We start from the raw sequence: 14441 nt of genomic DNA, 5'->3' as shown, positions 1-14441 counted from the left end.
CGCAATATGCAGACTAGCTTGACAGGCTTTCAATAATAACAAATGCTGCAGCGGTTGTTCTTGTATGGGTAATAGATAAATGGATGACTTGCTCTTGATTCATTCGGTCGTTTAAAATGGGTTTGCCTTGCATATCATTTACTATCTCAATATCCTGCCATGAAAGATTCTTGCCGATGCCTGTCCCTTTTGCCTTTGCGTATGCTTCCTTAGCAGCAAAACGGCCGGCCAGAAATTCAGTCTTTCTTTTATCAGTCCGCTTTATGTAAAGATTTATTTCCGTGGGAGTTAAAATCCGGCTTATAAATTTATCATGATGAATAAGGTTAACGATTCGATCAAGCTCCACAACATCTAATCCTGTTCCTATAATCATCTTTTTCACCTTTTTATCAAGAGTGGAGATACAACCACTCGATTTTGATTTATACTATACTAATGATGCGTGCTCAAAAAGGAGGCTTACCTTTTGTTTATCCGAAATGAAAGTTTTAAAACATTCACTAGGCACTATCCTGTTGTTTCAATTATCCTTGCATTAAATATTGTTGTCTACCTTATCTTCTTTTTAGATAAGTTTCTCTCGACTGGCATAGGCTATACCATTGTCCAGTTTGGCATTGGCTATAACTTATTGATTCACTTAGGTGAATGGTGGCGTTTAATCACACCGATTTTCCTGCATATTACTTTCTCACATGTCCTATTTAATTGTTTCTCACTGTTTCTTTTTGCTCCTGCACTGGAATTAATTCTAGGAAAATGGAAATTTATTATCGCCTATTTAGGCACAGGGCTTATCAGCAACATCGCTACATATTTCATGCAGCCGCTTCAATTTTCTCATTTGGGTGCAAGCGGAGCAATTTATGGGTTATTCGGCTTCTATCTTTACATGGTTGCTTTGAGACGCGATCTAATCAGCCGGCAGGATAAAACAGTCATAACAGTTATTCTTGTTCTTGGCCTGATTATGACATTTCTTACCCCTAATATTGATATTTTGGGTCACCTATTCGGCTTATTGGGTGGATTTATCTTGGCACCAATCATGTTGTTCAGAGTCAAGGGACCCCATACTTATTAATAAATTTGAGAAGCGAAATTTATAGGGTGGTGAGGTGCGGAGGAACTTACACACTGCAATAGAAATTTCATTCATTATAGGACTCAGATTCCGCTATTTGTACGAAAAGTGACGCTTTTTTGATGTTATAGGACTTAGATTCCGTTATTTGCTAAAAATCAACATAAATCACCTCCTAAATTCCCGAATAACGGAATCACAGTTAATCACAGTCCGATACGCTCATAAAATAAAGCGTTTTGTAATAGATAGCGGAACCACGGTCCGATAAAAATCCTAACATCCACTTACCAAGTGAGGAGTAGATGTAAATCCCCACCTTATAACAATTTTTTCCCCAAACAAGTGACTTTTAATAAAATTAACTCCTAATTGCCTATGAATCATAGTTTTTATACAAATAAAACTATGATCTTCCAAACTATTTGTCACCAATTACCAGAAACTATCTTATTTTACAAAAAGAAAGTGAGTTAACAAAGCTATTTTCCAACTTTGTTTTGCGGTTATTCAGATAGGTATTTTAGACTAATTAAAAGGTAATAAACCCCTGCTGTTTTGTTTACTTATGACTTCGGTTACCCTTCATTAAGCCTTATTCTTTCTTTGTTTGTGCTTAAAGTTCATAAAAATATTTTTCCGCGAAACTTCATCGCATTGAAGCGACAGAATATTAAATAATTATTGATTTATCTGACATTAAAACATATAATTTTGTTGTACTAATTTTACACATTGATTGACTTAGGGGGGATTTGATGTCACAAGGGAAATTCAAGAGAAAATTAAACCTGCTAGACTTAACTTTTTTAGGTGTAGGCTCCATTATCGGATCAGGGTGGTTATATGCCTCACTTAAGGGAGCCTCCTATGCAGGACCCATGGCATGGCTCTCATGGCTTATTGGCGCATTCGCTATTATTTTAATTGGGCTAGTCTACGCTGAATTAGGAGCGTCATTGCCACGGGCAGGCGGATTTGTCCGTTATCCTGATTATTCGCACGGGTCTATCGCAGGCTATTTGATCGGTTTTGCATCGCTGCTTGCGTACTCCAGTGTAATCGGCGTTGAGGTCGAGGCTGTTAGGGGCTATGCACAAACATGGTGGACGGCACTTGGGCATGCGGACGGCAGCCCGACAATACTTGGTTTTATTGTTCAAATTGCACTTTTATTCATTTTCTTCTTGCTTAATTATTGGAGTGTTAATATCTTCGGTAAAGTTAACACTTTGGTAACTGTTTTTAAATTTGTTGTCCCCGCTATAACCATTATTGTATTACTATCAGTTATGCATTCGGGCAATTTTAGTGTGACCACAGCCGAACCCGGCGGGATGCATGGCGTCTTTAAAGCCGTCGCCGGAGCGGGTATTGTGTTCGCCTTCTTGGGATTCAGGCAGGCCATCGATTTTGCCGGTGAAGCGAAAAGACCGCAAAAAGATGTGCCGTTATCGATCATTTTATCTGTTGTCATTGGCTTGGTTGTCTATGTCCTGCTGCAAATCGCATTCATCGGTTCCGTGCCGCCGGATCAGCTTATTAATGGCTGGGCAAACCTGGACTTCCAATCACCATACGCTGACTTGGCTGCGGCCTTAGGGATGATATGGCTCGTTAACCTCATCCTATTTGATGCGGTTATTTCACCAGCTGGCACAGGTAATATCTACCTTTCAGGAACAGCACGGGTTCTGTTTGCCTGGGCTAAAAACGGTTACTTTTATTCCATATTCCAAAAGGTTGACCCAAAAACGGGTGTACCGCGCGCCGCACTTTGGCTTACATTTATTCTTGCTGCATTGTGGACGCTGCCATCACAGTTCCAAGTCTGGGGCGGGTTAATTTCAGCGGTAACATCAGCCTTTGTCCTGACGTATATGGCAGGGCCAGTGACCGCAGGTGCGTTCCGCAAGACCCTGCCTGATCTTGAAAGACCTTTTAGACTTAAAGCAATGGCGGTTATTTCACCGCTTGCATTTATTGCAGCAACGCTTATTGCTTACTGGAGCGGATGGAGTGTTAATTCGCTGATCATAGGTCTGACACTGGGATCTCTCGTCCTCTATTTTGCATTTATTGATCGGGATGAGAAGTTTACAAAGAATCTTAAAAAGGACTTCCGTTCCTCAATTTGGATTTTCGCCTACTATATTATGGTTCTTGTCATGTCCGGTATAGGCACATTCGGCGGGAAAGCCATTATCCCCGCACCATGGGACACCATTCTCGTCGCGGTATTGGCCTTAGGCATTTATTATTGGGGTGTCAACACGGGCTTGAAAGAACCGCGAATTACTGAAGATGAAGAATACGAAGAGGTCGAAGGAACAAATTCGAATGTTATATAAAGAAGAGGCTGGATCACTCCGGCCTTTTTATTTTGAATTATCGCGAGGCATAAAGCGGCTCCGGCTCTTCATCACATGAGAGTAGTTTGTGGCTTCAGCCAGGGCTTTTTCTTCGATTGGAATACGAATTGATAAAATAATAATATTCAATATAGCAAACACGACAGCGGTTATGTATGCCTGAAAGATTAACGGCAGCGTGATAATTTCTGTCATGACAATAAAATAATTAGGATGCCTGATATATTTGTATGGTCCTTTGGCAACGACTTTTGCCCCCGGCAGGACGATAATTTTAGTATTCCAGAATCGGCCTAGGGATTGCAGCGCCCACACTCTGACAACCTGGCTAATGATAAATAAACAGAGTGGGATCCAAAACCATTGTGCGGGTGTTTTATGAAAGGTTATGACCTCGACGAATAATGAAATAAAAAAAAGGACATGGAGAGTGACCATCCATTTATAATGGGATTTCCCCGCTTCAAAGGCTCCCTTTTCCTTCATAAATCTTTCATTTGTTTTTGCTATCCTTAATTCAACGATCCGCTGAATAACAACCAAAGCAAATATGATGAAAAAGAAAATCATGAGATCCGCTCCCACTCAAGTAAAAGGCATTCTGAACTGAAGCCGGGACCCAATGAAACGGCCACACCTCTTTCTCCCGCCTGGTCCGTCCTGGCCATGACATGTTCAAGAACAAACAGGACAGTTGGTGAGGACATATTGCCATAATGCTGAAGAACGTTCGTTGAAGGGTCTGTCATCCCTTTCTTTAAATCCAATGCTTTTTGATAAGCCTCCAGCACCTTCCTTCCTCCAGGGTGGGCAATAAAATGATCCAGTTCTTGGGATGTCAGTCCGTGTCTATCTAGAAAATGATCAACAGTAGGCTTAAACCATTGTTCCACTATATTTGGTATGCTTTTCGCGAAAACGACATGCAGTCCACCTTCTTTGACATCCCAGCCCATGACATCTTCTGAATCAGGCATCAAGGTTGTCTCTGTGCCAACTATTTTTGGACAGGCTCTCCGTCTGTATTTTTTTAATAAAGGGGACTTGGCACCGGCAACAAGCACACAAGCGGCACCGTCAGCAAATAATGATGTTCCGACAAGATTGCTTTTTGACCGATCGCCATATTGAAAGGTTAGGCTGCACAGTTCAACACACAGAACCAAGACAGACGACTCGGGATAGGCCCGGCAAAATTCAAAGGCGCGTGCCAACCCTGCGGCCCCGCCGGCACAACCTAACCCCCATACTGGAATACGTTTGGTATGAGAATGAAAAGGCATTCTATTCATTATTTTAGCCTCTATACTCGGTGTTGACATGCCTGTGGTTGAAATATAGATTAAGCCGTCAACATCGCTTGGAGAAACGGATGACTCCAGAAAATCATCGCTTGTAAGACACTTTTCTATTGCTTTTATTCCTATATCTATGGATGTTTTTATGTATTGATCATTCTTTTCCCGCAGTGTTCTTTCCTGCTGAAACCACTCAAGCGGTGCCGAAAAAAAACGACGGTCAATTTGACCGTTATCAAAGACAGTTAACAGTCTATCAATATCATGAAAGTTATCCTTAAAAAAATCTCTGGCAAACTGTCTTGTCTGTTCTTGATTTAGGGAATGCGGAGGATTTGCGGTACCGATGGATAAAATATGTGCCAAATTTGATTCACCCTCTCTGTCATTTTCCCTATTGTTCCCAAAAAATGCCCTATTGCATTCATGTAAAAAAACATTTGGGAAAATACTGCGGTTGATTCGGTTGGGGCGGGCAGCGACGCTCTCTATGGTGGCCGTGGCGGCCTATTTTCCCGGTCCACGGGCATCATTTGCCCATGTGCACCTTTTTACTCTAACCCCCCGTTGTTAACAAAAAACCACTAACCAGATTGGGGTTAGTGGTTTACGCTTAAATCTTTTATTTTGTATTCTTGTTTTTTCATTGGCCAATGTACAACTCTAATTACCCTTTTCTTCCTATGGCTCCAATACATAAGTGATTGTGCCTTTTCATTAAATAACAGCAAGTATTGGCCCTGTGTGCGGATTTGCGATGCCCTTGGAATCGAATAGGTTTCGCATATGCCAAGATCAGGATCAACATAGACGAGAGTTTCGGCTTTACCTTCAGCCAGGTCCAATCCGTGAAGGACCAGCTGGCCTTCGTATTCAAAAATTTGCCTTGGCGAAACCTCTATATCGAACTGATCTAAAATGTTACCATCAAGGTCAAGTCTCATCATTTCGCCTTTACCGGAAGAAAAAATTTGACTAGTCGACACATAGAGACACTTATCTTTTCCAATAATACCCGTTGGGAAGAAACCTGTGCCCAAAACCTGTTTCACTATGGTTTTACCTTTAATCTGATAAAGTACTGCTTCATCTGTCATTGGTAAGTAGCTTGTGATATAGAGTCTTTCTAAGTCCATTTCGATATCCCATAAAAATCCATTCATAACCCATTGTTCTACCAGCTGCTGTGTGTCTTTAGAGTATTTATAAATGTACCCTTTGTTATCGGGGCCTTCACAGGCGGCAATCATCCATTCGGCGTATTCATACAATGTTGCTTTACCGTTAACCGCTAAGCTCCTCAAAAATTTGCCGCTATGATTATAAATGTAGAGATGGTTGGCGCTCTGGCCATCGGTTACTTTTTCTGTAAACCAGTAATTTCCGTTGTCGTCTATCAAGAATTGGTCAAAATGTTGCGACTCACAGCGGGATCCGTCAACGGACTTTTGAAACGTATTGAAAATAATCGTCTGGGATTGCAAGGAACTTTTGACGCTATCAATGACACTCGCATCAATTTCTAATGCAGACTCTTGGCTTTTAAATTCTTTCAACGTACAGTCCATCTCCACAAAACCTCCTTATTTTTTGTATCCAAAACTTATTTAAAAAGCTTTAAATAATAGATTAATGACGTCCATATTTCATGACGAAAATGCAACAATATTTATAAACATATAATTTCTTTTGAAAAAACAAGGATTATGAGATCTGCCTTTCGAATATTGAATATTGTTATTAACTTTCTAATACGAATGTTTTAGAATAGATTTATAAGTGACATCTCATACTTTCGTTGTACATAAGTGCCAGATCGTCCTTATAAGGCTTTCGTCAAGTGTTTATTCGTTACATTTGACTTGGTAAACCTTTTGATTCCTTATATCTATCATACCAGAAATACTGGTACTCTTTTATTGGGAAAAAAGCATTATTATGTACCAGATATTTGGGGGGTCCGAGAAGGATTTTTCCCAAAGTGTAAAGGAAGGTATATTATGATAGGAACCAGAATACGCTATTATAGAAAACGGTCGGGGTTAACCCTAGAACAACTTGCCGACGGCATCTGTTCAGTTTCTTATCTGAGCAAGTTTGAACACGGTGAAAAAGCCAGTGATGAGATCATCAAATTCCTCTGTGACCGCCTGGGCATATCATTTGAGGATGTTGACAATCATGAGGAAATCGCCGAGATTAACAGATTGCTTGATGAGTGGTATGAAAGTATCAGGGACCGAAATCCAGATGACATGGCCGAAAAAGAACAAGCCGTAACTGAAAAAATTAACACCACAGAAGATCCTTTTTTACTAATCAAATATGAACTCTTCAAAGTCAGGCTCCTTCTTATTGACCATAAAAGCGACGAAGCCAAGCCTATGTTAGCGAATATAGAAAAGTTCAAAGAAATCTTCACTCCCGAATTGCAGTATCTATACTACCACTTTAAAGGAGTCTATTTTTATACACTGGAAAATTACAACGAAGCATTGCGATTATACCAACATGCTGAAGAATTATTGATTCAATTAAACTACAACGAAAAGGAAGCTGCAGAACTTTACTACCAAATCAGTTTAACTCATACTGATTTTTATCATATTAGTCAGGGTATAAACTACGCTCATAAGGCTTTAGAGTTGTTTGAAAAAAGCTATAATCTAAAACGAATCGCGGATTGCCAGACTTTATTAGGAATTAGTTCCCGAAGAATTTTTAATTATGATCAGGCTGAATTTCATTATACTCAGGCTTTGAAATTCGCGGAATTGTATAAAGATGATATTAGGAAAGGTATTCTTTATCACAATCTTGGCTATGTCCAATCCTTCTTAGGTAACTCAAAAATTGCCATTGATTATTATAAAAAAGGATTAATTTTAAGGGAAACCTTTGACCCTAAAAGCAAATGTCTTACTCTCTTTTTATTAGCTAGAGAACATTTTAAAATTAATGATACTGAAAAAGCACAAAGTTTTATTCAAGAGGGATTAAAAATGTCAAAACAGAACAATCTTAGTGATAGTTATTATAAATTTAAAATTCTTGACTTGAAAATAAATAATAAGAATGAGGAGTATGAAGAACTTCTTAGAAAAAAGGCTATACCATATTTCAGTAAAGTTAAGCTATGGGAGCACGTTTCAGAATACGCTGAAGAACTTGCCAACTATTGCTATGATATAGGAAAATATAAAAGGGCTGGCCACTATTTTAGGCTAGCTATCGGTGCAAGAAACGAATTGCATTAACGGCAAAAAGGGGGAGAATCAATGAAACGATTTATTTTGGGGATCTGTGCCATTACTTTTGTGGCCATACTATCATTCCAACATCAAGATTTAAATAAGCAAGCTAGCGACCATTGTCCACCAAACATAGCAGCCAAAAACGTCATCTAACAAACAGCCGCATTTAGCGGCTGTTTTCTTTTGAAGACAGCTATCCTCTATCCATTCTCAGCTTTTCGTATGTATTTCGTACAATAACTGCCAATCATTAATAAGATGATTGTTATTCCCCAGCTTAAAATCCCTAATAAATCGAACGATTGTGCCCAAAGATTGACAATCGCTATCAGGAAAAGACAAATTGATGATAAATAGCTTCTTATGTCGCCGATTGACCCTTCCGTCCGATGCTTACGGACTGCTTTGTAGAAGACATAGGATATACTTAGGACGAGTAATATTGTAGCAATTATTGACAGCATAATAACCTCCGGACTTTTCATCCCCTTTTAATGTTATTATAAGTATAAAGGATTAGAACACTTTTTGATAATTCCCGGAAGACTTTTTCTAAGTTTACTAACCCTCCCCTGCAGCAAGCGGGAAGAGAGTGAATATAAAACAAAGTTGAAATTTCGTTTAATATTCGTCATACTAGGAATTATAGAAAGTTGAAAGGGAAAACTTTCGGAAAGATTATGAAAGGGGATTAATCTCAAGATGGCATTTGTTATTACTTCACCATGTAAAGACGAAAAAGCTGCTGAATGCGTTGAAACGTGCCCTGTAGACTGTATTTCAGAAGGCGAAGATATGTTTTATATCGACCCCGATGTATGCATCGACTGCGGCGCTTGTGAAGCAGTTTGCCCGGTAGAAGCTATCTATCCTGAGGACGAGGTGCCTGAGGATGAACAACAATACATTCAGTTAAACAGAGATTACTTCACCAAGTAAGACCTGACCCCGTTACTTTAAAAGCAGCGGGGTTTTTTTGTGCCCTTTAGGTCTTGAAAAACAGCCGCTTTACGCCTAGGATTTCAAAGTGATGGTCAAAAGTGAAAATGCAGGGAATTTTATATTGGGCCATAATCGCTGCACTTAAAGCATCACAATAGGATATTTTATGGTCGTTATACTTTTCCAACAAATCCAAAGTTAATTTCCTTAAATCATTTGAAATGGCGACTATCTCGTATTCTTTACTATCCAAAACCGTGCTTAAAAAACGAAACGCCTGCCTCTGGCCCAAACGATATCTTAGGATAGTATATGTTTCACTAATTACAGCATCGGATATAACAAACTTTATCTCGCCAATGTTAGAAGCGATCGACATTGCCTCTTGGTAATGTTGATCTTTTGCATCATTCAAAGCCATAAAAGCGCTAATATCAACAAATAAATCATTTTTCATTCTCGTAAATTTCCTTAAGATAATGATCGTGTTGAATAGACAGATCTCCTGGAGAATCAACTCTTTCCTCTTTTGCCAGCTTCCCCATTTTTAACAATGAATTTCCGCCTTTTAAATGCAATTTTGCGTACTCCCTAATGGCTTCCCTTACGATCTCAGCTTCACTGACACCGTTTATCCACATATCTACATTCAATAGCCCTCCAAGATATTAAAACCACCACCCCGAAATGTTGGAGTGGCGGTTCTCAGTTTCATTTATTTAATACCCTTCCCCGCACCTTTCAGAAATCCGACAGAGGCGGTGACAGCCCGGTTGACGTCAGGGTCTTTGAGCAGTTTCATTAGATCAAAAAGGCTTGTCGTCTCACCGCTTTCAACCCGCTTCTCAGCCTCCTCTATTCCCGCATTGACGTTATCAACAAGACCCTTCATTTTATTTATTTCAAGCTTGCCAAGCATTTGGGCCGCGTTCATCAGATGATCCAGTGTATCAGCCACGCCCGGCTTATTAAGTTCCCTTGCGGCGATTGATAACACCTTGTCTCCTTGGCCAAATAAAGCAATCAACAAATCGAGAATACCCCGGTCCTGCAGCTTATCGACGAGTGTTATGACTGACAGAACAGCTTCCTTATTTTCCATAAGGGCGGCTATGACCTCCTCCCTTTCCTTCGCTTCCTGCACATCGGGGTCAACCGTCATCCGTTCAATTTTGGTCACCGGTCTAGCCATTCAACTTCAACTCCTTCTTCATCTTTACCACATCGCCTGGAAACACGTAATCATCCCGTGACCATTTTCGTTCCACCAATACACCTTTCTGCGGTGTCCGGTGCCCATAACGGTGATTATTGGCAGGCAACGGATTATCACCTTCAACCTCCAGCACTTCCATTCTGACAGCAGTGTCTTTGTATGCGGGCGTGTCTGTATCTTTGTCAGTTTCGGTGGAAGTCAGCTGGTTAATAGCTGTCTCACCGTTATCGTTCATTGGCAAGTATAGCTCATTACCCGCAACCCTCTCCGTAACCAGCACATGTCCTTTAGCTGCGCCGTGAGGAGAGACTAATCTGATCAGCGACCCGGTCTTAATACCCCTTTCTTCCGCGAGTTCAGGTGACACCTCAATGAACGCCCTAGGAGTCTTCCTCTTGATGCCTTCGGATTTATAAGTCATGTTGCCCTCGTGGAAATGCTCAAGCAAACGGCCGTTGTTAATATGCAAGTCATATTCATCATTTGTACCTGTAGGCCTTGTCCAATCAACTGGGAAAAAGCGCGCTTTACCGTCATCGAAAGGAAAGGTTTCCGTAAATAATAAAGAACTGTCTGTTGTATCCTCAGTTGCCGGCCATTGCTGGCTGCCATAGCCCTCCATTTTTTCATAGCGTACACCGTGGAACAATTCAGAAAGCTTTGCAGCTTCTGCCATGATGTCGCCAGGATAGCTGTAACTCCAATTGAAGCCTAAGCGGTCAGCGAGCAGGCTTGTGATTTGCCAATCTGGTTTGGAGTTCCCAAGCGGTTCCAGAACTTGATAAATTCTTTGCAGCCGCCTTTCGGTATTTGTGAATGTCCCTTCTTTTTCAAGGCTCGGGCTCGCAGGCAGCACCACATCGGCGTATTCCGCAGTCCTGGTTAAAAAGAGATCCTGAACAACAAAAAAGTCCAGTTTTTCAAAGGCTGATTGGACATGATTAATATTCGAATCAACAATGCCCATATCTTCACCTTGGAGATACAATGCTTTCAACTGTCCGTCATGAATGGCTTCAACCATCTCATGATTATTCAGGCCCGGTTCGGCCGGGATCTTGACTTGCCATGTTTCTTCATAACGCTTCCTTACATCGCTATTCGCTACCTTCTCATAACCGGGAAAGTTATCAGGCATGCAGCCAAAATCGCTGGCCCCTTGGACATTATTATGGCCCCTTAGCGGGTAAGCTCCCGTTCCATGCCGGCCGTAATTCCCTGTGGCCAGCAATAAATTAGAAATCGCGGTCGATGTATCGCTTCCGCCCTTTTGTTGCGTGACGCCCATGGCCCAGCAAATCACGGTTCCTTTCGCTTTGTGAATTTCTTCAGCCAATTGAATCAAAACATCGCGGCTGATACCTGTCTCCGCTTCAGCATATTCCAACGTATACTTTTCAAGGCTTTGCACGTAATCATCGAAGCCATTCACCCGATTATTGATAAACTTAATGTCCAGCCAGCCTTGATCAATAATGTATTTGGTGACAGCAGAAAGCCATACGAGATCTGACCCTGCTTTTGGATGGACAAACAGGTCGGCCCGTTCCGCCATCTCGTGCTTGCGCAGGTCGACAACAATTAAGCGCTGACCATTCAATTTGTGGGCACGCTTAATTTTCGATGCAAGCACTGGATGTGATTCGGCCGTATTCGAACCAATTGTAATGACCAAATTTGCCGATTCGATATCCGAAAAAGACCCGGCGTCCCCCCCATATCCAACTGTTCTGAAGAGACCCTTCGTCGCTGGTGACTGGCAATAACGCGAACAGTTATCGATATTGTTTGTTCCGAGAACCTGTCTTGCAAATTTCTGCATCAAATAAGCCTCTTCATTAGTTGCTTTTGATGAGGCAACGACACCAAGCGCATCGCTGCCGTACTCAGCTTTGATCGTTTTCATTTTTTCACTGACAACCGTTAGAGCCTCATCCCATGTCACTTCAACGAAGATGTCCCCTTTTCTGACAAGCGGCTTGGTCAGACGCTCAGGGCTGTTGACGTAATCCCAGCCGAACTTCCCTTTAACACATGTGGCAATGCCGTTCGCCGGTGATTCTGGCTGCGGCTGAACCTTTAATATTTTCCTTCCCTTTGTCCAAACATCGAAGCTGCAGCCGACACCGCAATATGTACAAACCGTCTTCGTCTTTTCAATCCGTTCCTCACGCATTGCCGCTTCGGTATCGGAAATTGACATTAGTGAACCGTAGCCGTTCTCCACCTTTTTGGTCAGCTCAATCATCGAACGTAATGTGCCTTTTTCGACGCCTGTCATATAACCGGCTTCACCGACCATCCCTTTTTCCATCATGGCATTACATGGACAGACTGTTGAGCATTGGCCGCAATTCACACATGACGACTCATCAATTGACGTTCCTCCATCCCAAACCACACGGGGCTGATCCAATGACCAATCGATCGAAAGCGTTTCATTGACTTCAACATTTTGACAAGCTTCAACACAGCGCCCGCAAAGTATGCATTGGTCTGGATCATACCTATAAAAAGGCCCTGTATAATCCTCTTCATAAGGCTTATGTTCAAAAGGGCGATCTTGATGCTCAATACTCATTGACTTTACGGTATTATGAATCTCGCAGTTGCCGTTATTATAGTCACAAACCGTGCAGTAAAGTTCATGATTCACAAGAATCCGGTTCATTCCGAGCCTTCTTGCTTCAAAAGCTTCATCAGTGTTCGTCCTGACCGACATTCCCGCTTTAGCCGTCACACCGCAAGCCCGCTCCATTTTTCCGTCCACTTCGACAAGACATGTATCACACGTTTGGATTGGGCCTAAATTTTCGTGGTAACACACGCTTGGCAGATCGATGCCGCTATTTTTTATCAATTCAAGTAAATTCTGACCCTGATCAGCTAAATATTCCTGTCCATCAATCGTTATAACATTATGATCTGACAATGCTCTTCCTCCTTTATTGGAACCAGTGAAAACCCTATCATCCTTTTCGTCCATTATAACACGAGCCCGAATTTTCGGAAAAATGGGGCGAACCACTCTGCTTCCTATGTTCTTTAGAAAAAAGCCTGCCGGCCGGCAGGCTTTTCTAGTAAGCGTAAATATATCCGTACGCTGCATCCAGTATGCCTCTATAATAGACAAATAGCAGCGACAAACACACAGCTAAAACAACATAGGCAATGAACACTTTCCACTTGGTAGATGGCTTGGCCTTATAATAGGTCTTAAGCTTGTTCTTTTCTTTATTAAGCTTGTTAATGGAGTGATTCGTATCCGTTATTTTACTTTGAAGTTCGGAATAATTTATCTCACTCTGCAAAAACATGACAAGTTCGGCATACCTCTGCCGTTCATAAAGAAGCGCGTCCTTCTTCAGGCGCTCCTTATCCTGAAGAAAAGGCACATACCACTTTTTCATGTATGACAGCTCGGTTTCAATTTCGGCTATTCTGCCCTGAAGAGTCCGAATGTGATATAAAATCATATCAGGACTTATTAAAGGATCGCCTTCATCATCTGTGCCGTGTGTATAAAATACGTCCTTTTGGCACTTTTCAAGAAAATCACGCATGTTTTTCTTTGTTTGGATTTCCAGGTCCAGCTTTTGACTTTTGTAACTGTCTCGCGCTCTTGACCACCATGTAAAAATACCAAAGATGAAGATCAAGAATAGAAGCGGTGAGGGATTATAAAATAAAAACACCAAGAAAACAATCAAAGCAACAAACCAAATCTTCGTAGACAACACTCCAACAATCCGGCCGCCGTCAAGCGGAGATACTGGAAACAGGTTAAACAGGTTGATCATTGCTCCAAGCATAATAACCAAAGCCCAGTATGGCTCATCCGTCATATAGAATAGCCCAATGGCAGGCATTATTGAGATCAAGCCCGCTAATGGTCCGCCATACGCCAAATAGGCCTCGGTCGCGGCATCCTTTGGCTGTTCCTTCATGCCAATGACCGCACCCAAAAATGGGACAAACACAGCCGGGGAGGTTTTGATACCTTTTTGCTTTGCCGCAACAAGGTGCCCCATTTCGTGGACAAAAATCAAGTAAACAATAGCAGCGGCAAACTTCCAGCCAAAGATAACGGCATAGCCGGCAAGCGACACGATTAAGCTGATAAATGTGACGCCAAACTTGGAAAACTTTAAAATAGCAAACAGCCATTTTGCTTTTGATAGGATCAAGAGCCCAATTGTAACCAAAATACCCTTTTTCGTTTTATTTTCAGCCATAAATTAATGTCCTCCAACACATGCTTAATCCTAGTGT

15 protein-coding genes are annotated in these 14441 nt (G+C 41.5%); 5 read left to right on the top strand and 10 right to left on the bottom strand.

Annotated features, from left to right (window positions below; genetic code table 11):
• Positions 1-13: 13 nt before the first annotated feature.
• On the bottom strand, positions 14-376 hold the full coding sequence (acpS, locus tag EV207_RS16290; RefSeq protein ID WP_132747222.1) for a holo-ACP synthase: 363 nt from the start codon (positions 374-376) through the stop codon (positions 14-16).
• 93 nt (positions 377-469) lie between these two features.
• Here acpS and EV207_RS16285 point away from each other — a divergent pair, with 93 nt between their 5' ends.
• Positions 470-1087 (top strand): rhomboid family intramembrane serine protease, encoded by a 618-nt coding sequence (locus EV207_RS16285; RefSeq protein ID WP_132747221.1) that lies wholly within the window; start codon positions 470-472, stop codon positions 1085-1087.
• Positions 1088-1845: 758 nt separating this feature from the next.
• Positions 1846-3438: an APC family permease gene (locus EV207_RS16280; protein ID WP_132747220.1), complete on the top strand. Its 1593-nt coding sequence runs from the start codon at positions 1846-1848 to the stop codon at positions 3436-3438.
• A gap of 27 nt (positions 3439-3465) precedes the next feature.
• Here EV207_RS16280 and EV207_RS16275 read toward each other — a convergent pair whose 3' ends face one another.
• The 3 genes from EV207_RS16275 to EV207_RS16265 form a co-directional block, all read right to left on the bottom strand.
• Positions 3466-4029, bottom strand: a complete 564-nt coding sequence (locus tag EV207_RS16275) for an isoprenylcysteine carboxyl methyltransferase family protein (RefSeq protein ID WP_132747219.1) — start codon at positions 4027-4029, stop codon at positions 3466-3468.
• A complete protein-coding gene (locus tag EV207_RS16270) occupies positions 4026-5123 on the bottom strand; it encodes a type III polyketide synthase (protein ID WP_132747218.1) in 1098 nt (365 codons plus the stop codon). Before EV207_RS16270 ends, EV207_RS16275 begins: the two co-directional genes overlap by 4 nt.
• Positions 5124-5356: 233 nt before the next feature.
• Positions 5357-6325, bottom strand: coding sequence for a hypothetical protein (locus tag EV207_RS16265; RefSeq protein WP_132747217.1), 969 nt, complete (start codon positions 6323-6325; stop codon positions 5357-5359).
• 432 nt (positions 6326-6757) lie between these two features.
• Here EV207_RS16265 and EV207_RS16260 point away from each other — a divergent pair, with 432 nt between their 5' ends.
• Together EV207_RS16260 and EV207_RS23755 are read left to right on the top strand one after the other, a co-directional pair.
• Entirely contained in the window at positions 6758-8014 is a 1257-nt protein-coding gene (locus tag EV207_RS16260) for a helix-turn-helix domain-containing protein (protein WP_132747216.1), read from the top strand.
• A gap of 21 nt (positions 8015-8035) precedes the next feature.
• Positions 8036-8164, top strand: a complete 129-nt coding sequence (locus EV207_RS23755) for a hypothetical protein (protein WP_279389200.1) — start codon at positions 8036-8038, stop codon at positions 8162-8164.
• Between the two features lie 47 nt (positions 8165-8211).
• On the opposite strand, the gene EV207_RS16255 is transcribed toward EV207_RS23755, so the two are convergent.
• Complete coding sequence (locus EV207_RS16255) at positions 8212-8475, bottom strand: hypothetical protein (protein ID WP_243647114.1); 264 nt, start codon at positions 8473-8475, stop codon at positions 8212-8214.
• A gap of 238 nt (positions 8476-8713) precedes the next feature.
• On the opposite strand from EV207_RS16255, the gene EV207_RS16250 reads away from it, so the two are divergent.
• Positions 8714-8950 carry an indolepyruvate ferredoxin oxidoreductase subunit alpha gene (locus EV207_RS16250; protein WP_132747214.1) on the top strand — a complete coding sequence of 79 codons (237 nt, stop codon included), beginning with the start codon at positions 8714-8716 and terminating at the stop codon, positions 8948-8950.
• 46 nt (positions 8951-8996) lie between these two features.
• On the opposite strand, the gene EV207_RS16245 is transcribed toward EV207_RS16250, so the two are convergent.
• The 5 genes from EV207_RS16245 to EV207_RS16225 form a co-directional block, all read right to left on the bottom strand.
• Positions 8997-9410, bottom strand: coding sequence for a type II toxin-antitoxin system VapC family toxin (locus EV207_RS16245; RefSeq protein WP_132747213.1), 414 nt, complete (start codon positions 9408-9410; stop codon positions 8997-8999).
• Positions 9400-9606: a hypothetical protein gene (locus EV207_RS16240; protein WP_132747212.1), complete on the bottom strand. Its 207-nt coding sequence runs from the start codon at positions 9604-9606 to the stop codon at positions 9400-9402. Before EV207_RS16240 ends, EV207_RS16245 begins: the two co-directional genes overlap by 11 nt.
• A 62-nt stretch (positions 9607-9668) precedes the next feature.
• Positions 9669-10145: a helical membrane plugin domain-containing protein gene (locus EV207_RS16235; RefSeq protein ID WP_132747211.1), complete on the bottom strand. Its 477-nt coding sequence runs from the start codon at positions 10143-10145 to the stop codon at positions 9669-9671.
• Positions 10138-13101, bottom strand: coding sequence for a formate dehydrogenase subunit alpha (gene fdhF / locus EV207_RS16230; RefSeq protein WP_243647113.1), 2964 nt, complete (start codon positions 13099-13101; stop codon positions 10138-10140). The genes EV207_RS16235 and fdhF overlap by 8 nt, the downstream gene beginning before the upstream one ends.
• A gap of 145 nt (positions 13102-13246) precedes the next feature.
• The gene (locus EV207_RS16225) at positions 13247-14404 is read right to left on the bottom strand and encodes a site-2 protease family protein (protein WP_132747210.1); all 1158 of its coding nucleotides are present in this window, start codon (positions 14402-14404) and stop codon (positions 13247-13249) included.
• Positions 14405-14441: the final 37 nt, after the last annotated feature.

It is taken from the genome of Scopulibacillus darangshiensis (assembly GCF_004341035.1).
Classification (GTDB): domain Bacteria; phylum Bacillota; class Bacilli; order Bacillales; family Sporolactobacillaceae; genus Scopulibacillus; species Scopulibacillus darangshiensis.
The sequence above is the reverse complement of the archived record's forward strand: the minus strand, read 5'-3'. Positions and strand labels throughout refer to the sequence as shown.

Excerpts from the sequence above, each read along its gene's own strand:
- EV207_RS16275 (WP_132747219.1), bottom strand. The coding sequence starts at position 4,029 with ATGATTTTCTTTTTCATCATATTTGCTTTGGTTGTTATTCAGCGGATC.
- EV207_RS16245 (WP_132747213.1), bottom strand. The coding sequence starts at position 9,410 with ATGAAAAATGATTTATTTGTTGATATTAGCGCTTTTATGGCTTTGAAT.
- EV207_RS16225 (WP_132747210.1), bottom strand. The coding sequence starts at position 14,404 with ATGGCTGAAAATAAAACGAAAAAGGGTATTTTGGTTACAATTGGGCTC.
- EV207_RS16260 (WP_132747216.1), top strand. The coding sequence starts at position 6,758 with ATGATAGGAACCAGAATACGCTATTATAGAAAACGGTCGGGGTTAACC.
- EV207_RS16255 (WP_243647114.1), bottom strand. The coding sequence starts at position 8,475 with ATGCTGTCAATAATTGCTACAATATTACTCGTCCTAAGTATATCCTAT.
- EV207_RS16265 (WP_132747217.1), bottom strand. The coding sequence starts at position 6,325 with ATGGACTGTACGTTGAAAGAATTTAAAAGCCAAGAGTCTGCATTAGAA.
- acpS (WP_132747222.1), bottom strand. The coding sequence starts at position 376 with ATGATTATAGGAACAGGATTAGATGTTGTGGAGCTTGATCGAATCGTT.
- EV207_RS16280 (WP_132747220.1), top strand. The coding sequence starts at position 1,846 with ATGTCACAAGGGAAATTCAAGAGAAAATTAAACCTGCTAGACTTAACT.
- EV207_RS16250 (WP_132747214.1), top strand. The coding sequence starts at position 8,714 with ATGGCATTTGTTATTACTTCACCATGTAAAGACGAAAAAGCTGCTGAA.
- EV207_RS23755 (WP_279389200.1), top strand. The coding sequence starts at position 8,036 with ATGAAACGATTTATTTTGGGGATCTGTGCCATTACTTTTGTGGCCATA.
- EV207_RS16235 (WP_132747211.1), bottom strand. The coding sequence starts at position 10,145 with ATGGCTAGACCGGTGACCAAAATTGAACGGATGACGGTTGACCCCGAT.